Raw genomic sequence first — 20,894 nt, forward strand, 5'->3', positions numbered from 1 at the left:
CCCGGCTGGTTGTCCCGGAAGGCCGGTGATTGCCTCAAGCAACCGATCGGCCTCCGTGTGCGTCCGTCCAGTCCTGTTGGAGATCGGCGACCAGTGGGCCCCGCCGACAGGTCGGTACGGCGTTCGCCTCGTCGAGCACTCCCGCCTTGAAGTCCAGCACCGGCGCGGTGTCCAGCTCGAAGAACGTCACGTCCGCGGGCAGCCCCAGCCGGAAGGCTCATGTGTCCAGTCCAGCGCCCAGTACGACGACTTGACGGATCCCCGCCTCGACCGCGTCGAGCATTTGCCGGTCGTAGAACGGCGTCCGCTGGGTGAAGTAGTAGCGCAGCCCGTCCCCGGGAGCGCTGCGGCGGGCCGGGGGACGCGCGAGCCCGGTGGATCAGGGTCGCGAGGGGTTGTCCTTCAGCGGGGGCTGGACGACCGGCTTGTCGCCGTCCCAGGTCAGCTCGGACAGCCACATCGTGCGGCCGGGTGGGTCCATGCCGACCAGTGCGGGATCCCAGGCGTGGTAGACGAACCAGTACCGGCCGTCCTTCTCGACGACCATGTTGTGGCCCGGGCCGGCGGCATCCGTGGACGTGGTGAGGATCGGGTCGCCCGACTTGGTGCACGGTCCGGCGGGCGTCGTGCAGAGCGCGTGGCCGACGGCGTACTCGGCCTTGTCGTGGGCGTTGGCCGAGTAGAAGAGGTGGAACTTGCCGTTCCGCTCGACCATGTACGGCGCTTCGACCAGGTTGCCCTCCCAGGGCAGGTCCTGCTTGATCAGCTTGGTCGTCTCGCCGACCAGCTGGAGTCCGTCGGCCGACAGCTTGGAGACGTAGATCCAGGTGTCGACGCCGACCGCGTTGCCGTCGTTCTTCCAGTACAGCCAGCGTTGCCCGCTCGCGTCCTGGAACGGGCTGGCGTCGATCGACCCACCCTCGACTGCCTGACAAACCAAGGGATTACTCGATTTGTCGACATATGGACCTTCGGGCCGGGAGGCGACCGCGACGCCGAGGCACTGGCGGCCGGCGGCGTCGTTCGCGCTCGTGTAGTACATGACGTACCGGTCGGGCCCGTGGACGGCGACCTCCGGCGCCCAGACCTTGCCGGCCGACGTCCACGCGGGCAGCTCCGGCAGCGCGTCGCCGACCTGCTCCCACGCGACCAGGTCGGCGGACTTCAGCGTTTGGATGGTGCCGAGCGGCCCGTTCGTCGCGAACGCGTAGAACGTGTCGCCGGCCGCGATCACCTGCGGGTCGGCGAAGTTGTTGTCGTAGACGGGGTTGGTGAATCCCATACTCGCTCCTTCGGGTGGCGGGCCGGAGCCGCCGCAGGCCGCCGTGATCAGCAGCAACGACAGCCCCAGCCCGCGCGGCATCATTTGCTCTCGGAGAACCGCAGGTAGTCGAACGTTGCCACCGGCGCCGGGTTCGCGCCGGTGAACTCGCCGTGCGCGAACAGCCCCAGCTTCGGCATCTCGCCGGCCGGCAGCACCCACGACGCGCCCCAGACCCACTTCTTGCCGTCGACGCTGGTCCCGGCCTGGTAGACGTGCTCGCCCGCCGCGTTCTGGTGGTACGCCAGCCGCATCCACAGGTCCTTCGCGGACCGGCCGATCGCCGCGCCGCCGTAGCTGGTCGCACCGTCCGACGCACGAGCGACGAGCTCACGCCCGAACTCCGTCTGCCGCGTCCGCCAGATCGAGACGTCGCCGAGCCGCGCGAAGTCGTCGTCGTTGCGGTAGGCGATCATCCCGGCCTGCTGGTAGTTGCGGAGGTCGCCCTCGCCGAGGTCGAGGTGCAGCTTGGTCTCGGCGATCCACCGGTCGGTGGCGGGCGTCTTGTGGAACAGCAGCCCGGCGGTGTTGCCGGAGCCGACCAGGTCGGCGTTCTGCAACGGCCACGACAACTTGCCATTAGCAACTACCGCGTTGCGGTCCGGACGGACCCAGGACCAGCCGGCTCCCAGCCCGCCGGTGAACTCGTCCCCGGCCAGCAGCTTGCCCGGCTTCGGCTGCGGCGCCAACGCCTTCACCGGCTCGGCCACCGGGCGAATCGTCAGGTTGTCGACCTCCGCCGAGCCGAGCCAGCTCACCGGCGCCGCCTTCACCTGCAGCTTCGGTACGGCGAGCCGCGCCTCGGCGTACAGGTCCCCGAGCCCGGAGTCGCTGAGCCGCGCGGTGACGACGCCGTCGGCGACCTGCACGCTCAGCTTGTTCCACTGCGTGCGGTCGAAGTCGGCCGGGATCGTCGCACTGGCGGTCTTCCCGCCGGCGATGACGGAGACCTTGTTCGCAGTGACCGAGGCGACGACCGAGCCGCCGACGACCGTGGTGAAACCGCTGCCCAGCCGGACATCGGCGTCAACCCTGAGAGATCCGGCCGGAGCGGACTGCTTGGTCGCCGCCGCGCCCTTGATCTGCGCGGTCGGCCCGCCCAGCGCGTCACCAGTACGCCGGGTCGCGAGCCACAGCCCGGAGGCGGGATCCGCCGCCGTGATCCCGGCCGAGGAGCCCGTCGCCGGTGCCGGCTGCGGGGTGTCGGACGGACCGGCACCCGCGCGGGTCCGCGGCCAGCCGTCGATCCAGTCGATCCGGTCGACCAGCATCGGCCGCCGGTTGATGCCGAAGGGGTCGGTCAGCCACGGCGTGCCACGGTCGATCGCGTGGTACAGGATGTGATCCTGACCGGCGGCGTCGGTGAAGAACGCGTGGTGGCCGGGGCCTATCCATTTGTTGCCGTTCTGGGTGACGACGGCCGTGCCGCCGACGCGCGACTCGTTCATGCTCGCACCGTCGGCGTCCAGGAACGGGCCCTTGGGCGACTTGGACCGGCCGGCGAAGACGGTGTAGCCGGTGGTCGGACCGGCGCAGCAGTTCGACGACGAGGCCATCAGGTAGTACCAGCCGTCGCGGTAGACGACGTACGAGCCCTCGTACCGGTCGCCGATCGTGACCTGGGTGGGCTCGCCGACCGCCTGCAGGCCGTCGGCGGTGACCTCGGTGACGGAGATGCCGCCGTAGAAGCCGCCGTAGTACAGGTAGCGCTTGCCGTCGGCGGCGGTCAGCAGGGCCGGGTCGATGGTGTTGAACCAGCCCCCGTTGCCGTCGGACTTCGGCGTGACGACCGGACCGCCCGTCGCGGTCCACGGACCCGCCGGTGTCGGCGCGGTCGCGACGCCGATCGAGTAGTCACCGCCGGGGTTGGCCGCGGTGTCGGTGACGGTGAAGTACATGACGTACCGGCCGCCGAAGTACCGGATGTCCGGCGCCCAGAAGAACGAGCCGGGCGCGGCCCAGGCCGGCTTGGTCGCGTCGTTGAAGACCGTGCCGAGGTACTCCCAGGAGCCGAAGTCCTTGGTTCTCGCCATGTGCATCAGGCCGAAGGGACCTCCGGCAACGAGCGGGTCGGACGTCGCGTAGGCGTACCAGTAGCCGTCGCGGCCCTGGATGATCGACGGGTCGGCGAACGTGTCGGCGAAGGGCTTGGAGATGTCGTTGGTGGTGGTCACCGGTGGCGGCGGCGCCGCGACGGCGGCCGTCGTACCGGTCGCTACCGCGGCCACGGCTAGCACCGCGGCGAGGAGACGTCTGGGAGGCACTGGCGGGTTCCTCTCGATGAGTGGTTCAGCTTTTGGTGCCAGGGGAGAGCCTGATCATGTGCCACGAGGCCGGAGGCAGCGCGGCGCGGCAGATGCCGTTGTCGATGCCGGTCCCGTCGACCGGTCGGGGGACGACCCGGTCCGGCTCGGCGGCTGTGTTCACCGCGGCCCGGTCGTCGTCGGACAGACCCAGGTGTTGCGTGACCTCGAGGTTTCCCAGCGAGTGCAGGGGCACCTCGAGCTCGACCGCGTCGGTCTCGCTGCGGTTCACCACGAAGAGCACCACCTCGCCGGTGCTCTCCTCGTACGTCGCCGTGCTCCACAGCGCCGGTACGTCGCCGTACCGGTCGGTGTGGACGGTCGGCCCGGCGATCTCGGTCCGCAGGACGGTCGAACCGGCGTGCTGGGCCGTGAGCGCGAACGGGTGGAAGATCGTCTGCCGCCAGGCGCGGCCACCGGGCTCGGTCCGGATCGGGCCGATCACGTTGACCAGTTGCGCGAGGCAAGCGATCTTCACCCGGTCGGCGTGCCGCAGCAGCGTGATCAGCAGGCTGCCGACCACCACCGCGTCGTCGACGCTGTAGGTGTCCTCGATCAGCGGGCTCACCTCCCGTACGCCGAGCGCGAGCTCGCCGGGGAACCGCTGCTGGTACCAGACGTTCCACTCGTCGAAGGAGAGCGTGATCTCCTTGTCGCTGCGCTTCAGTGCCTTGACATGGTCGGCCGTGGCGACGATCGACGTGATCATCGCGTCCATCTCCTGCGCCGAGGCGAGGAAGCTGGCCTGGTCGCCGTCCTTCGGTTCGTAGTACGCGTGCAGGCTGATGTGGTCGACCAGGTCGTAGGTGCGCTCCAGCACCGTGCGCTCCCAGTCGCCGAAGGTCTCCATCTGCGCGTTGCTCGACCCGCAGGCGACGAACTCGAGCTCCGGATCGACCCGGCGCATCGCGTTCGCGGTCTCCTCGGCCAGCCGGGCGTACTCGTCGGCGGTCTTGTGGCCGATCTGCCAGGGACCGTCCATCTCGTTGCCCAGACACCAGACCCGGATGTCGTGCGGCTCCTTGGCGCCGTTCGCGACCCGCCGGTCCGGGAGCTCGGTGCCGGCCGGGAGGTTGCAGTACGACAGCAGGTCGACGGCCGCCTGGATCCCCCGTGTGCCCAGGTTGACCGCCCAGATCGGGTCGACGCCGGCCTTGCGCGACCAGGCGACGAACTCGTCGGTGCCGAACTGGTTCGGCTCGATCGCCCGCCAGGCCAGGTCGAGCTTGCGCGGCCGGTCCTGCTTCGGGCCGACGCCGTCCTCCCAGTCGTAGTTGGAGACGAAGTTGCCACCGGGGTAGCGGATCGCGGTGACGCCGAGCTCACGGACCAGTGCCAGGACGTCGGTCCGGAACCCGTCGGTGTCGGCGTCCGGGTGGTCCGGTTCGTAGATCCCGGTGTAGACGCAGCGGCCCATGTGCTCGACGAACGAGCCGAACAGGCGCCGGTCCAGGCTCCCGACCACGAACGCTGGATCGACGGCGAGACGTGCCACTGGCCTTCCCCCTTGCGATCTTTACAACGTTTACCGACTGTGGTGTCGGGGGATTTTTGCAACGATTGACATCCGCTGGCAAGAGCTGACCACCGACTGGCTGGTCCGGTCTGTGGAACGGCCGTGACAGACTCTGGCCGAGCGAGCAGGGGAAGGGACCACGATGGTGACGAGACTGAGCGACGTGGCGGCACGGGCCGGCGTCTCGGTGAAGACGGTGTCGAACGTCATCAACGACTACCCGCACATCACCTCGCAGACCCGGGCCAAGGTCCAGGCCGCGATCGACGAGCTCGACTACCGGCCCAACGTCAGCGCCCGCTCGCTGCGCAAGGGCCGTTCGGACTTCATCGCGCTGGCGATCCCCGAGATGGCCTCGCCGTACTTCGCGGAGCTCGGCGCCGCGGTCTCCCGGGCCGCCAAGAAGCGCGGGATCACCGTGCTGATCGACCAGACCGAGGGCGAGGCCGCGGCCGAGAAGCTGGTCCTGGACGGGATGCGCGGCCAGCTGATCGACGGCATCATCTTCTCCCCGATCACCACCTCGCCGGCCCGGATCGGCGAGACCGAGACGGCCAAGCCGATCGTGCTGCTCGGCGAGCGCGACGCCGGCGGCCGGCTCGACCGGGTCGCGGTCGACTCGGTCCAGGCGTCGTACGACGCGACGACGCACCTGGTCTCGCTCGGCCGGCGGCGGATCGCCGCGATCGGTGTCGGCGGTGGCGCCGGGACCGGATCGGTCCGCCGGAAGGGTTATCGCAAGGCGCTCAAGGCGGCCGGGATCGAGCACGACCCGGCGCTCGAGCTGGCCGGCACCGGGTACCACCGGGAGGACGGCGCCGCCTCGATGCGCGAACTGCTCGCGCTGCCGGAGCCGCCGGACGCGGTGTTCTGCTTCAACGACCTCCTCGCGCTGGGCGCGTTGCGGACGCTCGCCGATGCCGGGTTGTCGGTGCCGGACGACGTCGCGGTGGTCGGCTTCGACGACATCGAGGACGGCCGGTACCACTCGCCCTCGCTGACCACGATCGCGCCGGACATGGAGTGGCTGGCCGACCACGCCGTCGAGCTGCTGCTCGACCGGATCGCCGGCAACGGTGAGGCCGCGCGTCGCGACCTCACCGTCCCGCACACGTTGACGATCCGGGAGTCTTCGGGAGGCTAGAAGCCGGCCACGCAGGTGGTGAGGTTGGCGGTGACGCTCGCGCCCCGGGCGACGGTGACCTGCCGGGTCTCCAGGACCTGACCGGTCGGGCGTTCACAGGTCAGCGTCCACGCCTCGGTGCCGCCCTGCTGGACGACAGCCGGCCGGGTCGACGGGTTAATGTGCCAGGTGTAGCTGCCGCCGGCCGGGACCACCATCGTCGAGTCCAGTACGTCGGGCAGCTGCGTGCCGTTCCAGGTCTTGGTGGTGAACGACTTCTTCAGCCGGAGCACCGCGCCGGCCGGGCCCGAGCCGGTGACGATCGAGTGCCGGGCCGGGTTGATCGTGGACTCGGCCGCGAGCAGGAACGCCGAGCGGTTGCCCTTGCCCGCCGTACTGCCGGAGCCGAAGTACATGTTCACGACGCTCGAGAACGCCGGGTGGAAGGTGCTCGTGCCGTGCTCGAACGTGAAGCCGAGGCCGCCGGTCGCGTAGTACGACCAGTCCTCGGTGGTGCCGGTGGTGTCGTAGAGCTGGTAGCTGAACTGGCTGGTGTAGCCGTTCTGCGCGGCCATCTGGTCACCGAGCGCCTTGTAGATCGCCTCGTCGGGCGTCGGGCCGGCGCCGGCGTACCCGGGCTCGCGGAGCACGAGGCCGGAGTAGGTGTGGTTGGTGATCAGCGTGGTGACCTGGTGGCCGGAGACCAGCGCCTGCACGCTGCGCGACTCGGGCTCGCTGAACGCCGCGGCGCCGCGGTACGTCTCCGAGGTGAGGCTGCTGGACGCACCCGGGCCACCCCAGAAGCCGGAGTAGTTGCGGTTCAGGTCCACGCCGCGGGAGCGGTTGGCGGACTGCGCGCACTGGCCGGTGGTCGGGACCTGGCCGTTGGTGATCCGGCAGTTCTTCCGCTTCAGCTCGTAGCCGAGGGTGCGGCTCAGGTCGAAGCCGTCGGGGTTCACGACGGGGACGAAGACGACGCGGGCCTTGTCGAGGATGTTGGTGATCCGCGGGTCGACGCCGTCGTTCTTCAGCAGGTCGTAGGCGAACTCCATCGTCAGCTCGCCCGACGGCCACTCGCGGGCGTGGTGCAGCCCGAGCATCAGGAAGACCGGCTTGCCGTTGTTCGCGTTGACGTCCCGGGTGATCTCGATGCCGCGGACCGCGCGGTTCTCCAGCGAGGGGTTCTTCAGCGTGAACTGCTTGACCTTCGTCGGGTATTGGCCGGCGAGCGCGGCCATCTCGTTGGTGTAGTCGGCGAGCTGCCGGTACGCCGTCCGGCCGCTCGGCAAGGTCGCCGCGATCGTCTTGCTCCGCACGGCTTCGGCGTACGCCGCGTCCGCGGCCTCGCGCTCGCGGTCGGCGCCGACGAGGTCGTCCTCGAGCGTCGTCCAGGTGAAGCCGGCCAGCTCGAGCAGCCGGCGATCGTGGTTGCCGTAAGCAACTACATCGACAAAGCTCTGTCCGGCGGACTCGGCCAGGTCGAGGTCCAGGGTGGTCAGCCGCTGCTTGTCGGCGGCGGTCGGGGTGCTGATCCTGAGCAGCTGGACCAGCTCGTTCTGCTGGTACGCCTCGGCTTTGGGGTCAGGCGGAGCGGCGGCTTGCACCTGTCCACCGGCACCGGCGGCGAGCGCTGCCGCGAGTGCCAGGGGGATCAGTCGTTTCCATCGGGCGGGATGGGACACGGTGACCTCCAGTAGTGAGGTAACGACTTTGGGTAACTGGAGGGTAACCGTCCGTCAGCCGGTTCGCACGGCTGACAACCGCACGGCAAGTCCGCGCCGGACGGCCGGGATCCGTCCGAGGAGGCGGAGCAGCAGGTTGCGGGCCGGGCGGAGCGTGGTGGGCAGGGTGGCGATCCGGGTCAGGCGGTGGGCGAGCGAGACGACGTCGAGCGCCTCGGCCCGTGCTTGGACGGCGTACTGGTCGAGGGGTTGCTCGTCTGCTGTTGCGAGCGCTGTGGACAACGCTTCGCCGAGGGTGATCGCGTCACGCAGGCCGAGATTCATGCCCTGGCCGCCCGCCGGGCTGTGGGTGTGCGCGGAGTCGCCGGCCAGGACCACACGACCCTTCCGGTACGACGCCGCGACGCGCTCGTGGATCCGGAACCGGGAACCCCAGATCACCTCGGTCACGCTCACGCCCCTCGGCCCTCTGAGATCGAGGAGCCGCTGGGCGTAGGTGACGTCGACGTTCTCGGGCGCCTCCTCCACTTCGGCGACCAGACGGAACGAACCGTTCGGCAGGGGAGCCACAACCAGCACTCCCCGGGTCGCCAGGTAGAGCCGAACCTCCTCACTGGTCAGCCCGCCGTTCACCCGCACGTCGGCGAGGCTGAAGTTCAGCGCGAGCGTGTCGCCGGTGTCGTCGCCGAGGCCGGCCAGGTCGCGGATCCGGCTGTGCATGCCGTCGGCCGCGACAACGTACCGGGCGGTGATCGTCTCGCCGGTGTCGAGGGTGACGACCGCGTGGTCGTCGTACTGGGTGATGCCGGTTGCCTCGCACGGGCGGCGGACCTTGCCGCCGAGCTCCTCGAACCGCTCGAGCAGCACCCGCTCGGTGAGGTCCTGCGGGATCATCAAGGTGTACGGGTACTTGGTCGGCAGGCCGCCGAAGGGGACGCCGATCAGCTCGTGCTGACCGTCACGGATGCTGAACCGCGCGGCCGGGACGCCGAGCTCCACCAGGCGGTCGCTGACGCCGATCCGGTCCAGCACCTCCAGCGTCCGGGCGTGCACCACCGCCGCGCGCGAGGTGTTCGCTCCCTCGGCGAGCTTGTCGATCACGACGACCTCGTGCCCCGCTGCGGCGAGCGCGACACCCACCGTCAGCCCGACCGGCCCGGCTCCGACCACCACGACATCCGTCATCTCCGCCTCCTTGTCAACACCTGTTGACTTAGACGGTACGGCGGCCCGATGGCCAAGTCAACACCTGTTGACCTAGGCTGCGGGCATGCGACGTTCCGGCGACCAGACCAAGGCTGCGATCCTGACCGCCGCCCGCGAGCGCTTCGCGGCCGACGGCTACGAGCGTGCCACCATCCGCGCGATCGCCGCCGACGCGTCGACCGACCCCGCGCTGGTGATGCGCCACTTCGGCAGCAAGGAGAAGCTCTTCGCCGCGGCCGCCGACTTCGACCTCCGCCTGCCCGACCTCTCGACGCTCCCGCGTGAGACTCTCGGTGCCGCCCTGGTCGACCATTTCCTCCGCCGCTGGGAGGAGGACGACACCCTGCAGGCGCTGCTCCGCGCGGGCGTGACGAACGAGGCCGCCGCCGACCGGATGCGGGAGATCTTCACCAGCCAACTGGCCATCGCCGCCGCCGGCCTCACCGACGAACCCGAACTCCGCGCCGGCCTGGTCGCCTCCCAGACGCTGGGCCTCGGTCTGTGCAGGTACGTACTGAAACTGGGGCCGATGGCCGAGCTGCCTCGGGCGGCGGTGGTCGGGTGGATGGGACCTACGATCCAGCACTACCTGACAGCCGCCGCCCCCGGCGACTAGTTGTCGTTGTGCCAGGTGGCGCCGTTGCAGTAGCCGGCGTTCAGGACGTCGTCCCCCCGGCAGATCAGGAAGTGGACGTTGTGCTCGGGCAGGTCGTACTTCCCGCCCATGCTGGCGCGCACCGTCGTGCAGTTGCCCTCGCCACCGGCCCGGATCGAGTAGAGCTTCGCGCCGTCCCTGCTCTTGTCGAACACGGTCACGTACGCCGCGTCCCCGTCGGCGTCGGTGTCGCACACCTTGACGATGTCGCCGTGCTCGGTGAACTCCACCTTCCCGGCGGCATCTTCCCCGGGGAACATCGTGTCCGCGGTCTCCATCGAGTGATCGGCGGCGAAGGCCTGCGGCACGCTGACCATGCCCAGGGCGATGGTGGCGACAGCGATCCCCAGGGTTCTGCGGTACTTCATCGAAACTCCGAACTTCGGGCGGGCCGATCACCGGTCGGTGATCGGGTTCCCCGAAGCTATCGGTGCAAATCCCGTGAAACGTCAGCTCGGAGTGGGAGATCTACCATCAATCGCTGGTAGGAGTCTCAGGTCCGCGAGCTGCGGCGGCGCTTGGTCTCCTGGAGGAAGAGCCAGGCGAGGGCGGCACCGACGACGAAGCCGCCGAGGTGGCCTTCCCAGCTGATGTTGGGGAAGGTGAAGGAGATGACCGCGGTGATCGCCACGTAGGCGAGGATCCAGGTGACGTCCATGCCGCGGGCGCGGCTGATCACCAGCAGCGCGCCGACCAGGCCGAGCACCGCGCCGGACGCGCCGAGGGTGGCGCCGAGCGGGTTGCCCAGGACCCAGACGGCGACGCCGCCACCGAGTGCGGACAGGAAGTACAGCAGGGTGAACCGCGCCCGGCCGAGCATCTGCTCCAGCGGGGGACCGACCTGGTAGAGCATGAACAGGTTCGAGAAGATGTGGAAGATCTGCACGTGCGCGAACGCCGACGTGAGCAGCCGCCACGGCTCGGTGTCGACCAGCGCCGGGACCAGGACCAGGTCGTTCACCAGCCGGCTGCTGCTGGTCCGGATCGCGATGAAGACCAGCACGTTGATCGCCAGCAGGGTCAGCGTGACGACCTGGGGGTTGCCGCGGGCGACCCCGCCGAGCGAGGTCCGGGTCTTCGGGATCGACTTCACGCCCTGGTTGAAGCAGTCGGGGCACTGGAAGCCGACCGACGCCGTGTTCATGCAGGACGGGCAGATCGGCTTCTCGCAGCGCTGGCAGCGCACCCCGGTCGGCCGATCCGGGTGCCGGTAGCAGACGGTCTCGGTCACGGGCTGGTCCTCTCGGCGGAGCTGGGATGCGGCACTCGAGGTCTCTGGAGTCACGAACGGCCGATCCGGTGAGATCGGCCGTTCGGTACAGGTCCTGCGGGTGGTGCGGTGGTTCAGCTGGTGCGGGTCTCGATCTTCACGCTGTTGATCACAACCGGCTCGACCGGCTGGTCGGCGCCCTTGGTCTTCACGGTGGCGATCGCGTCGACGACCTTCTTCGACGCGTCGTCGGCGACCTCGCCGAAGATCGTGTGCTTGCGGTTCAGGTGCGCCGTCGGGACGACGGTGACGAAGAACTGCGAACCGTTGGTGCCGCGGCCGAACTGGATGCCGGCGTTCGCCATCGCCAGCAGGTACGGGCGGTCGAACTGCAGGTCCGGGTGGATCTCGTCGTCGAACGCGTAGCCCGGCGAGCCGGTGCCGGTGCCGAGCGGGCAGCCGCCCTGGATCATGAAGCCGTCGATGACGCGGTGGAAGCCGAGGCCGTCGTAGAAGCGCTCGTTCTTCTTCTCACCGGTCTCCGGGTCGGTCCACTCCTGGGTACCGTCCGCGAGGCCGACGAAGTTCTTCACCGTCTTCGGCGCCTCGTTGGGGAACAGCCTGATGACGACGTCGCCCTTCGTCGTCTGCAGGGTCGCGAACAGTTCTTCGGCCACGGAATACTCCTCATCGAATAACAACGGACGCCCTCGATCCTGTCACGGGGGTTCAAGTCGGCGGGCACCGACCGGCCGGGAAACCGGCGCGGGTCCGGTCCACAGGCTGTGGACAACGCTTGCCGCTCCGGCCTCCCGCGATCCGCTCCGGCCGGGTCGCCGGGGCGGCCGGTTTATCGGCTGGGTACGTCGTACGATGCAGATGCAGCCGGATTTGTCCAGAAGCCGTACAGGTCGTCCCACTCCGTCGCTGGGCCGTACCGAGCCCGTGACACGGGCGACCACCGAGGAGGAACCGTGGGTTTGTTGAAGTCCAAGGGCCGGGTCGAGACCGCGAAGGACCGGGTCCGGCCGCTCGCCGAGACGGCATCGCACAAGGTCGGCACGGGAGCGGGCCAGGTCCGCGACCACCTCGGACCGGCCGTGGGCACCGCACGGGAGAAGGTGTCGCCGTACGCGGAGAAGGCCGTCGAGCGCGGCGCCTCGATCGCGCACACCGCGGTGGAGAAGGCCCAGCCGGTGATCGACGACGCGCTGAGCAAGGTCGGACCGGCCACCGAGCACGCGGCCGAGAAGGCGCGGGAGCGGTTCAACGACGACCTGATGCCGAAGGTGACCGCCGCGCTGGCGGCCCTGGCCGCGGCCGCCGAGCCGGTGGTCGAGGAGACGTCGCGCCGGGGCAAGGCCACCAAGGCCGCGCTGCGGGGCGAGCTCGAGGTCCCGAAGAAGAGCCACAAGCTGCGCAACTTCGCGCTGCTGCTCGGCTTCGGCGCGCTGGCGGCGGCCGCCGTCCGCAAGCTGCTGACCCCGCCGGAGCCGGCCTGGCAGTCGACTCCGACCAGCGGCCGCGACTACAGCTCGGCCCCGGCCGGTACGACGTCGCGCCCGTCCCCGGCTGCCGCCGAGAAGCCGGCCGCCCCGAAGGCGGAGACCACGGCCTCGAACGGCAAGACCGAGGACGAGTCCACGGACGCCAAGAGCGACACCAAGGCCGACGAGGCGCCGAAGGCGTCGTCGAACGGGACCACGAAGAAGACCACGACGTCAGCGCGTAAGCCGGACACCAAGCCGACCGACTCCTGACGCGGCAGCACCGAACGAAGGGCCACGGACCTCACGGTCCGTGGCCCTTCGGCTGTCCAGGCGTCGTCAGTCGTTCTTGGTCTCGTCCTCGCCGTCGTGCTCGTCACGACCCGACGTGGTCGAGATCCGGCCGGCCGACAGCAGTTGCGTCGCGTACCGGTGGGTGATGCACGGGTAGGTGGCACCGCAGTGCACGCAGACCGCGTCGTTGCGGTGGATCCAGGGCAGGACCCCGAAGCGTTTCGTCCTGGTCAGCGGCTCCCGGTCCGGGGCATGCAGTTGGAGCGCCTCCCGGGCCGCGTTCTGGATCTCCGGCGCCGACCACTCCTCGGCACTCTTGTCCATCAACGCGTGCAGGTCCGGGGGGAGTGAGTCGCCGGCGGTGACCGGCGGATCGGCAGGGGACTGGGTCATCTATCGTCTCCGGGCTGAGGTCGGGGCGGGGCACGACCGGACCAGGCTGGAACGGCTGTCTGAAGCGTGTCAGTCTGATCGCTCGCAGCGACACTAGCCGCTGCCAGGCCTACTCCTGGCACCGCCCGGCGGTACTCCCGAGTAAGGGTTTCGTCAGTTCTCCCGGCGGCTCTGCCGACGGCCGGCGGTCAGCTCCAGAGGTTCTCGAACGCGACCCTGGCCTCGAGCTCCAGCAGGTGCCGTTTGCGGGGGATGCCACCGCCGAAACCGACCATCTTGCCGCCCGCGCCGACCACCCGGTGACAGGGCACGACGAGCGGCAGCGGGTTGCGGTTGCAGGCGACGCCGACGGCCCGGGCCGCGCCCGCGTCGCCGACCACCTTGGCGACGTCGCCGTAGGTCTGCATCTCGCCGTACGGGATCCGGGACAGCTGCTGCCAGACCGCGCGCTCGAAGGTCGAACCGCCGCGCACCGACAGCGGCAGGTCGAAATCGGTCCGCTCGCCGGCGAAGTACGCCTTGACCTGCTCCTGGGTCTCGACCAGGAGCGGGTCGGGCACGGTGACGGGCTCGATGCCGTCCACGACGCCGAACGTCACCCTGCACAACCCGGTGTCGTCGACGGCCAGGGACAGGTCACCGATGGGCGAATCGATCACGGTCCAGCGCATGGATCCATCCTCCACTCCGGCACCGACACTTCCCACGGTTCAGGCGGCACAATGGACGCGGCGAGTGACGACGGACACACAAGGTTCTGGATTCGTCACACTGTGTGTGCTATTTCTGAGTCGCCCTCTTCCCGACCGGCAGTGAGGGGTTGTCCGTGACCGACCAGACCCCTGACTCCGACCTCCCGCGCTACCTTCCGGGCACGTACCGCTCCAGCACCCCGCCGACGTACCCGCAGTACGGCGTACCGGAGACCGGTGGCGCGCACCTGCTGCCGAAGCGGCCGCCGTCGCCGCCGCTCGACCGGTGGTTCACGGCCGAGTACGCGATGGGCCTGACAGCCTCGGTGCTGATCGGCGTGGTCACGGTGATGAGCTGGGCCACCGCCTGGTCGGACTGGAACTCCTACCGGACCCTGCGCCTGTACGCCGGCGACCCGGACCGGATGGACGACGCCGACCTGATCTCCGGGCTGTTCGGCATCATCGCCGCGCTCGCCCTGTTCACCGCGGCCGCGGTGTTCATCGCCTGGCTGTGGCGGGTCCGCTGGAACGCGGAGATGTTCTGCCGCGGCGAGCACCGCTACACCCGCGGCTGGGTGCTCGGCGGCTGGATCGTCCCAGTGGTCAACCTCTGGTACCCCAAGCAGGTCGTCGACGACATCGTCGCGGCCAGCGACCCGCGGACCCCGCCGCACCTGCCGACCCTGCGCGGCATCCCCGGCACCCGCCTGGTCTGGGCCTGGTGGCTGACCTGGGTGGTCGGCCTGGTGCTCGACAACGTCGGCCAGCGCAGCGTGCTCGACGGCGCGCCGCAGCTCGGCGAACTGCGGGAGAACGCGTGGCTGTCGACGATCTCAGCGGTCAGCATGACGGCCGCCGCGGTCCTCGCGATGATCCTGATCCGCCGGATCAACGACCTGCAGACCCAGCGGCCGTGGACCCCGTGGTGGGCCCGCGAAAATCCTGCCCCGTAAAGAAACCCGTCACGGACCGTCGACTTCGTCGTTACAAGAGGTGATGGGCGTAGGAAAAGAACTCGTTAAGTCGATACCCTCCGTGCTGGGCTCGGCTCCACACGGGTACTTACTTCGTGGTATCAATGGGGCTCGGTCACGCGGGGGCAGGATTCGACCGAGACGCCGAACAGACGGAGTTCCAGCAACGCGAGGGACGCACGACGTGAGCCACCCGCAAACGGCGGTCTATTCCGCTGTCGAAGACCACGACGAGTGGCAGCCACATGCTGCTGAGGAGTTCCAGCAGGTCGGCACCGTCGGCAAGATCGCGACCGGTCTGCTGCTCGCGTCCACGCTGACCCATCTCGTGGTCACGTGGTCGGACTGGAACACCTACAACGCGGTCAGCCAGTTCCTCGGCGACGGCGCGGACGTCGACATGGCGATCCTGAACCGGGCCGACACGATCGCCCGGCTCACCTCCATCCCGAACGTGATCGTCTCCGTCGCGGCCGCCGTGGTCTTCGTGATCTGGCTGTGGCGCGCGCGGGTCAACTCCGAGGTCTTCTGCCAGGCCGACCACCGGCGCAGCCACGGCTGGGTCCTGGCCAGCTGGTTCTGCCCCGGCCCCAACCTCTGGTACCCCAAGCAGATCGTCGACGACGTCTGGCTCGCCAGCGACCCGAAGACCCCCGTGTACGCCGACGACCTGCGCCGGTTCCGGGCGCCGCTGCTCACCCAGGTCTGGTGGATCACCTGGGTCGGCGCGCTCGCGTTCGACATCGTGGTGCGCCGGTTCCTGATGTGGATGGCCCCGTCCGTCGGCACGCTGCGCGGGATCGCGCTGGCCGGCACCGCGTCGCTGCTGCTGACCGGCGTCGCCGCCGTCGGCGCGATGATGGTGATCCGCAAGATCAACGCGATGCAGGCCGGCCGCGAGTGGGTCCCGTGGTGGGACCAGCGCGAGCCGAAGCTGACCGCCGTCCCGACGTACGCCGAGGACGACACCTCCGAGCAGCAGCCGATCGCCGAGCCGATCGCGACCGCCCCGAACCTGCGCCTCGAACGCTCCCCGGAACGCCGGACCGGCTACACCCAGCAGCCCCCGAACCAGTACGCCAACGAGACGACGTTCGGCGGCGGCGCCGCGGGCGCCAACCCGTTCAACGCCCCGGCGGCGAACGAGACCACCTTCGGCGGTGGATCCGGCGCGAGCCCCTTCGGTGCGGCCGCGGCCGGTGGCCTGGCTGCCGAGGCTGTGAGCGGCGGAGCCACCGGCTCGCCGTTCGCGCCGGCGGCGAGTGCTCCGGCCCAGGACGAGGCACCGGCCTGGAGCCCGTTCGCGCCGGGCACGGAGAGCTGGCAGGACGCCGGCCCGGCCACCGAGCAGTTCAGCCCGGTCGAGACCTGGCGGGACGAGCCGGGCCCGGTCGAGGAGGCCACCCCGTCGTACCAGCAGACCGCTGCGGGTCTGGAGTCGCCGAGCTGGGCCAACACCGGCAGCTACGGCTCCACCTCGAACGACGACCTGCTGTCGGCGCCGCTTCCGAGCTGGCAGGCCGAGACGGTCGCCCCGCAGTCGCTGGCCGCCGCGCAGCCCGACCCGTACGCGTACCAGCCCGAGCCGACCCCGGTCGCCGACCCGGAGCCGTCCTGGTCGTCGACGTACGCGCAGGGCTACTCCTACGAGACCTCGTCCGACTACCTGACGTCGTCGGCGCCGATCCCCGCACCCGAGCCCGAGCCCGAGCCGGCACCCGTTGCGCGCGCCGGTCGCCGGGCCGCTCGGGTCGCGGTGGACAGCCCGTCGACGGTTCAGCCCACGGAGCCGGTCTACCAGGAGCCGGCACCGCAGCAGCCGAGCTACCAGGCGGACACCGACGACTACCTCACGCCGTCGAAGCCGCTGCCTTCGGTGCCGTCGTACGGGCCGGAGCCGACGTACACCCCGGAGCCCGCCGCCTACACGCCGGAGCCCACGTACACCCCCGAGCCGAGCTACGCGCCGGAGCCGACCTACGCGGCGTACGACGCCCCGGCGGTCCCGTCGAGCTACGAGACGGCGTACACCCCGGACTACAGCTCGTCGTACACGGAGTCGACCTACTCGGACTACAACTCGTCCTACGCCCCGCAGCAGCCGGCCGAGCCGACGTACGAGTCGTACAGCTCGACCTACGACTCCTACAGCTCGCCGAGCTCGTCGCAGAGCTACTCCGACACCAGCTACGACTACAGCCCGAACTACGCACCCGAGTCCTACGACGGCAGCAGCTACGCGCCGACGGACTACAGCTCGACCGACTACACCCAGCCGGCCGAACCGGACTACCAGGCGCCGTACTCGTACGAGCCCGCCGAGCCGCCGGCCGCCGACCCGGCGCCTGCTCCGGCCGACGGCGAGGACACCGGCGAGCACAGCGCCCCGAGAACCCACCCCCGCCGCCGCTGGGTCTGACGACCCGACCCCGGCCCTCCCGAAGAGGCCTGATCCCGACCCCCCGGGATCAGGCCTCTTTCACGTACTGCGCGGAAAGCGCTTGCACGCTAGGTTGGTGGGTATGACTCTGGCCTTCTCCACGCTCGGCTGCGCCGGCGAACCACTCGACACCGTCCTCGAACTCGCCCGGACCTACCAGTTCACCGGCCTGGAGCTGCGGGCCGCCGACGAAGAGTTCACCCACATCGGGCTGACCTCCGCCGAGCGCCGGACGCTGCGCTCCCGGATCGAGGACGCCGGGCTGGAGATCCTCGCGGTCGACAGCTACGTGCACCTGTGCGGCGTCGAGGAGCAGCCGCTGGCCGAGCACCTGGAGCTCGCGCACGATCTCGGCGCCCGCGGCGTCCGGGTGTTCATGCGCGACGACCCGGAGGCCACGGGTGAACCGACCCCGGGCGAGCTGCGGGCGATGGACCGGGTCGCGCAGTCGTCCACCGAGGTCAGCGTGCTGCTGGAGACCCACGACACGCACTCGTCCGGCCGCAGCATCGCCGCCTTCTGCGCGCTGCTCGACCGGGAGGTCCCCGACCACAACGCGAAGGTGATCTGGGACGCCGCGCACACCCGGCGCAAGGGCGAGACGCCGGCCGAGTCGCTCGAGCTGCTGCGGCCGTGGCTCGAGTTCGTCCAGGTCAAGGACCACGACTCACAGCGGGACTACAAGCCGGTCGCGATGGGCGCCGGCGACTACCCGATCGGTGAACTGCTCCGAGCCCTGGACGGCACGGACTACCCGCTCTCGCTGGAGTGGGAGCTCAAGTGGCACCCCGAGCTCCCACCCCTGTCCGAGGCCCTGCCCGCGACGCAGGCCTGGATCGCCGGCTAGGCGGCAAGGCGGAGGGGCTGCAGGGCACGGGCCCAGCGGACGACCTCGCCGACGGTCTCGTGCAACTGCTCGAGGTGGTGCGCGGCCGGTACGAAGTCGCCCGGCTCGCGCGGGTCCTCGATCTGCCAGTCGGTGTAGACCGACAGCGCGACCTGGCTCGCGACCACCGCGACGTTCACCTCGCCGAGCGTCAGCCGGAGGTGCTCGACCGCCCGCTGCGCGCCGTGCGTGCCGTAGCCGACGAAGCCGGCCGCCTTGTCCACCCACTCGGCGTACAGGTAGTCGATGGCGTTCTTCAGCGCCGCCGGCGCGGAGTGGTTGTACTCCGGGGTGACGAACACGAACCCGTCGTACGCCGCGACCGTCCCGGCCCACTCCTTGGTGTGCGCGTTCTGGTACTCGCCGAACTTCGCCGGCACGGCCTCGTCGAGCAGCGGCAGCGCGAGCTCGGCCAGGTCGACCAGCTCGAAGGTGACGCCGTCGTGCCGAGCGTTCTCCAGCACCCACTGCGCGACGGCGGCGCCGCGGCGGCTCGGGCGGGTACTTCCGACGACGATCGCGATCCGGGTCATCTCAGGCGTCCTTACGGTGGTCGGTGCGGAGCGGGGCGTGCGGTGCCTCTTCGACCGCGCGGCCGTCGAGGTGCCAGCTCCAGCTGACGGTCGGTGTGATCCGCAGGTAGATGCCGGCGCCGAACTGCCCTTCGCGCTCGATCACCTCGGCGGTGCCGTAGACCCGGACGAAGCGCGGCGACCAGGGGTCGCGCGACACCAGGTCGTCGACGACGAAGGCGATCCGGTCGTGGCCGTTCTGGACGTTCAGCACCTTGCGGGTGCGGGCGGGGTCGTGCCCGCCGATGTAGAAGTACGTGCCGTCGTACTCCAGTCCGACCGGGACGACGTCGGGCTGACCGTCGGCGTCGACGGTGGCGAGCCGGGCCAGCGGCTGGGACTTCAGGTAGGCGAGCTCTTCCGCGGTGAAGGACATCGGGGGTTCTCCTCAGAGGTGGTGTAGGGATAAGGTACAACGATCGTTGTAACAAGTACAACGGGCGTTGCATTCCTGACGCCGACACTGCTGGAGGTGACTGTGGACAAGCGCACCGCCGTACTGACCGGAGCCCGGACGGTCTTCGCCCGCGACGGCTACACCCGGGCGAGCATCGACGTGATCGCCGCCGAGGCGCAGGTCTCGACCCGGACGATCTACAACCACTTCCGGGACAAGGCCGGACTGTTCGCCTCCGTGATCGAGACCAGCGCGGCCGGCGTCGCCGCCGCGCAGCTCGCGCTGATCGACCGGCACCTGGGCACGGTCGACGACCTCGAGAAGGACCTGGTCGCCTTCGGGATCGCCTGGCGGACGCCGATCCCGGACCACGTGGAGCACTCGGCCCTGGTCCGGCAGATCAACGCCGAGACCGGACACATCCCAGCGGAGGTGATCGAGACCTGGCAACAGACCGGCCCGCTCGCCGTACGCCGTGCGCTCGCCGACCGCTTCGAGGCCTTCGCCGCCGACGGCCTGCTCACCCTCGACGATCCACTCCGCGCCGCCCTGCACTTCTCCGCCCTGATCAGCGGCACCGATCCGTCGTACCGTTCCCGCACCCCGGAGGAAGAGTTGTCCGAGACCGTCACCAGTGGAGTCCACGCCTTCTTGCACGGGTACGGCCGCTGATGCGCTACCGACTCTTCGGCCGGACCGGGCTCCGGGTGTCCGAGCTGTTCCTGGGCGCGATGCGCTTCGGCGACGTCGACCAGGCCACCCAGATCATCAACCAGTACGCCGAGGCCGGCGGCAACGTGATCGACACCGCCGACGCCTACGGCACCAGCGAGGACGTCGTCGGCAAGGTGCTGGCCGGTCGCCGGGACCGCTTCGTGCTGGCGTCGAAGTACTCACTGTCCCGCGACGAGTCCGACGTCAACGCGACCGGCAACCACCGCAAGAACCTCACGCTCGCGCTGGAGTCGAGCCTGCGCCGGCTGCGGACCGACTACCTGGACATCTACTGGGTGCACTTCTGGGACCGGCACACCCCGATCGAGGAGACCCAACGCGCGCTCGACGACGCCGTCCGCGCCGGCAAGCTCCTGTACGCCGGGATCTCGGACGCGCCGGCCTGGGTCGTGTCGCGGGCGAACACCCTGGCGGAGTGGCGCGACTGGACGCCGTTCGCCGGGCTGCAGGTCCCGTACAACCTGCTGCAGCGCGACATCGAGCGGGAGCTGCTGCCGATGGCCGAGGCGTTCGGCATGACGGTCGCCGCCTGGGCTCCGCTCGGCCAGGGCAAGCTCGCCCGTGCCGACGCCGTCGGCGAGAACGACCGCGAGCGCGCCGTACTGAGCACGCTGAAGGACGTCGCCGCGGAGCTGGACGCGACACCGGCGCAGGTCGCACTGGCGTGGACGCGGGCCCACTCGCGGGCGATCCATCCGCTGGCCGGGGCGAGCTCTGCGCGGCAGCTGTCGGACCTGCTGGCCGGGCTCGAGCTTCAGCTCCCTGGCGAGGCGGTCGCGCGGCTGGAGGCAGCGACCGGATTCAGGCTCGGGTTCCCCGGCGACTTCCTCGTTCCGGACATGCTCGGGCCGGATCGGGTCGAAGGCCGTTGAAATCGAAACCGAACGGGCCTAGGCCACAATTCTGATTCAGTCTGTCATCGCGCATGACGATGGGCACTTCTCACTCGTCAATGGAGTGAAGTCCCGACGGGGGACCTTGCAGGTAAGGACATTCGCGATGAGT

The 20,894-nt window shown here is 69.9% G+C and carries 20 protein-coding genes and 1 pseudogene; 8 read left to right on the plus strand and 13 right to left on the minus strand.

Features of this window, described 5'->3' with window-relative positions; translation table 11 throughout:
• Positions 1–34: 34 nt before the first annotated feature.
• The 4 genes and pseudogenes from ACLQ2O_RS02540 to ACLQ2O_RS02555 form a co-directional block, all read right to left on the minus strand.
• Positions 35–337 (minus strand): annotated as a pseudogene (locus tag ACLQ2O_RS02540) (class I SAM-dependent methyltransferase); the annotation flags it as partial.
• 42 nt (positions 338–379) lie between these two features.
• Positions 380–1,282 carry a glycoside hydrolase family 43 protein gene (locus ACLQ2O_RS02545; protein ID WP_425826715.1) on the minus strand — a complete coding sequence of 301 codons (903 nt, stop codon included), beginning with the start codon at positions 1,280–1,282 and terminating at the stop codon, positions 380–382.
• Between the two features lie 80 nt (positions 1,283–1,362).
• On the minus strand, positions 1,363–3,549 hold the full coding sequence (locus tag ACLQ2O_RS02550) for a family 43 glycosylhydrolase (RefSeq protein WP_425826717.1): 2,187 nt from the start codon (positions 3,547–3,549) through the stop codon (positions 1,363–1,365).
• A 61-nt stretch (positions 3,550–3,610) separates the two neighbouring features.
• Complete coding sequence (locus ACLQ2O_RS02555) at positions 3,611–5,119, minus strand: alpha-N-arabinofuranosidase (protein WP_425826719.1); 1,509 nt, start codon at positions 5,117–5,119, stop codon at positions 3,611–3,613.
• A gap of 163 nt (positions 5,120–5,282) precedes the next feature.
• Here ACLQ2O_RS02555 and ACLQ2O_RS02560 point away from each other — a divergent pair, with 163 nt between their 5' ends.
• A complete protein-coding gene (locus ACLQ2O_RS02560) occupies positions 5,283–6,284 on the plus strand; it encodes a LacI family DNA-binding transcriptional regulator (RefSeq protein ID WP_425826721.1) in 1,002 nt (333 codons plus the stop codon).
• Here the strand turns inward: ACLQ2O_RS02560 and ACLQ2O_RS02565 are convergent.
• Positions 6,281–7,945, minus strand: a complete 1,665-nt coding sequence (locus ACLQ2O_RS02565) for a M14 family zinc carboxypeptidase (protein WP_425826723.1) — start codon at positions 7,943–7,945, stop codon at positions 6,281–6,283. The genes ACLQ2O_RS02560 and ACLQ2O_RS02565 overlap by 4 nt on opposite strands.
• A 54-nt stretch (positions 7,946–7,999) precedes the next feature.
• Positions 8,000–9,130 carry an FAD-dependent oxidoreductase gene (locus ACLQ2O_RS02570; protein WP_425826725.1) on the minus strand — a complete coding sequence of 377 codons (1,131 nt, stop codon included), beginning with the start codon at positions 9,128–9,130 and terminating at the stop codon, positions 8,000–8,002.
• Positions 9,131–9,215: 85 nt separating this feature from the next.
• On the opposite strand from ACLQ2O_RS02570, the gene ACLQ2O_RS02575 reads away from it, so the two are divergent.
• Positions 9,216–9,767, plus strand: coding sequence for a TetR family transcriptional regulator (locus tag ACLQ2O_RS02575; RefSeq protein ID WP_425826727.1), 552 nt, complete (start codon positions 9,216–9,218; stop codon positions 9,765–9,767).
• Here ACLQ2O_RS02575 and ACLQ2O_RS02580 read toward each other — a convergent pair.
• The 3 genes from ACLQ2O_RS02580 to ACLQ2O_RS02590 form a co-directional block, all read right to left on the minus strand.
• On the minus strand, positions 9,764–10,174 hold the full coding sequence (locus ACLQ2O_RS02580) for a hypothetical protein (protein ID WP_425826729.1): 411 nt from the start codon (positions 10,172–10,174) through the stop codon (positions 9,764–9,766). The genes ACLQ2O_RS02575 and ACLQ2O_RS02580 overlap by 4 nt on opposite strands.
• Before the next feature lie 125 nt (positions 10,175–10,299).
• Positions 10,300–11,037 (minus strand): rhomboid family intramembrane serine protease, encoded by a 738-nt coding sequence (locus ACLQ2O_RS02585; protein ID WP_425826731.1) that lies wholly within the window; start codon positions 11,035–11,037, stop codon positions 10,300–10,302.
• 113 nt (positions 11,038–11,150) lie between these two features.
• A complete protein-coding gene (locus ACLQ2O_RS02590) occupies positions 11,151–11,693 on the minus strand; it encodes a peptidylprolyl isomerase (RefSeq protein ID WP_425826733.1) in 543 nt (180 codons plus the stop codon).
• Positions 11,694–11,990: 297 nt separating this feature from the next.
• On the opposite strand from ACLQ2O_RS02590, the gene ACLQ2O_RS02595 reads away from it, so the two are divergent.
• Positions 11,991–12,776, plus strand: a complete 786-nt coding sequence (locus ACLQ2O_RS02595; protein ID WP_425826735.1) for a DUF5324 family protein — start codon at positions 11,991–11,993, stop codon at positions 12,774–12,776.
• Positions 12,777–12,842: 66 nt separating this feature from the next.
• Here the strand turns inward: ACLQ2O_RS02595 and ACLQ2O_RS02600 are convergent, their stop codons facing one another.
• Entirely contained in the window at positions 12,843–13,190 is a 348-nt protein-coding gene (locus ACLQ2O_RS02600) for a hypothetical protein (protein ID WP_425826737.1), read from the minus strand.
• Between the two features lie 188 nt (positions 13,191–13,378).
• Positions 13,379–13,861 (minus strand): methylated-DNA--[protein]-cysteine S-methyltransferase, encoded by a 483-nt coding sequence (locus ACLQ2O_RS02605; RefSeq protein WP_425826739.1) that lies wholly within the window; start codon positions 13,859–13,861, stop codon positions 13,379–13,381.
• A 155-nt stretch (positions 13,862–14,016) separates the two neighbouring features.
• Here ACLQ2O_RS02605 and ACLQ2O_RS02610 point away from each other — a divergent pair, with 155 nt between their 5' ends.
• From ACLQ2O_RS02610 to ACLQ2O_RS02620, 3 genes are all read left to right on the plus strand, one after another.
• On the plus strand, positions 14,017–14,838 hold the full coding sequence (locus ACLQ2O_RS02610; protein WP_425826741.1) for a DUF4328 domain-containing protein: 822 nt from the start codon (positions 14,017–14,019) through the stop codon (positions 14,836–14,838).
• A 205-nt stretch (positions 14,839–15,043) separates the two neighbouring features.
• Positions 15,044–17,278 carry a DUF4328 domain-containing protein gene (locus ACLQ2O_RS02615; protein WP_425826743.1) on the plus strand — a complete coding sequence of 745 codons (2,235 nt, stop codon included), beginning with the start codon at positions 15,044–15,046 and terminating at the stop codon, positions 17,276–17,278.
• Between the two features lie 103 nt (positions 17,279–17,381).
• A complete protein-coding gene (locus ACLQ2O_RS02620) occupies positions 17,382–18,146 on the plus strand; it encodes a sugar phosphate isomerase/epimerase family protein (RefSeq protein ID WP_425826745.1) in 765 nt (254 codons plus the stop codon).
• On the opposite strand, the gene ACLQ2O_RS02625 is transcribed toward ACLQ2O_RS02620, so the two are convergent.
• On the minus strand, positions 18,143–18,718 hold the full coding sequence (locus ACLQ2O_RS02625) for an NADPH-dependent FMN reductase (RefSeq protein ID WP_425826747.1): 576 nt from the start codon (positions 18,716–18,718) through the stop codon (positions 18,143–18,145). The two genes, ACLQ2O_RS02620 and ACLQ2O_RS02625, sit on opposite strands and share 4 nt — an antisense overlap.
• A 1-nt stretch (position 18,719) precedes the next feature.
• Positions 18,720–19,133, minus strand: coding sequence for a PPOX class F420-dependent oxidoreductase (locus ACLQ2O_RS02630; RefSeq protein ID WP_425826749.1), 414 nt, complete (start codon positions 19,131–19,133; stop codon positions 18,720–18,722).
• 96 nt (positions 19,134–19,229) lie between these two features.
• On the opposite strand from ACLQ2O_RS02630, the gene ACLQ2O_RS02635 reads away from it, so the two are divergent.
• On the plus strand, positions 19,230–19,826 hold the full coding sequence (locus ACLQ2O_RS02635) for a TetR/AcrR family transcriptional regulator (RefSeq protein WP_425826751.1): 597 nt from the start codon (positions 19,230–19,232) through the stop codon (positions 19,824–19,826).
• Complete coding sequence (locus ACLQ2O_RS02640; protein ID WP_425826753.1) at positions 19,826–20,761, plus strand: aldo/keto reductase; 936 nt, start codon at positions 19,826–19,828, stop codon at positions 20,759–20,761. Before ACLQ2O_RS02635 ends, ACLQ2O_RS02640 begins: the two co-directional genes overlap by 1 nt.
• Positions 20,762–20,894: the final 133 nt, after the last annotated feature.

It is taken from the genome of Kribbella sp. DT2, from assembly GCF_049844575.1.
In the GTDB taxonomy this organism is placed as follows: domain Bacteria; phylum Actinomycetota; class Actinomycetes; order Propionibacteriales; family Kribbellaceae; genus Kribbella.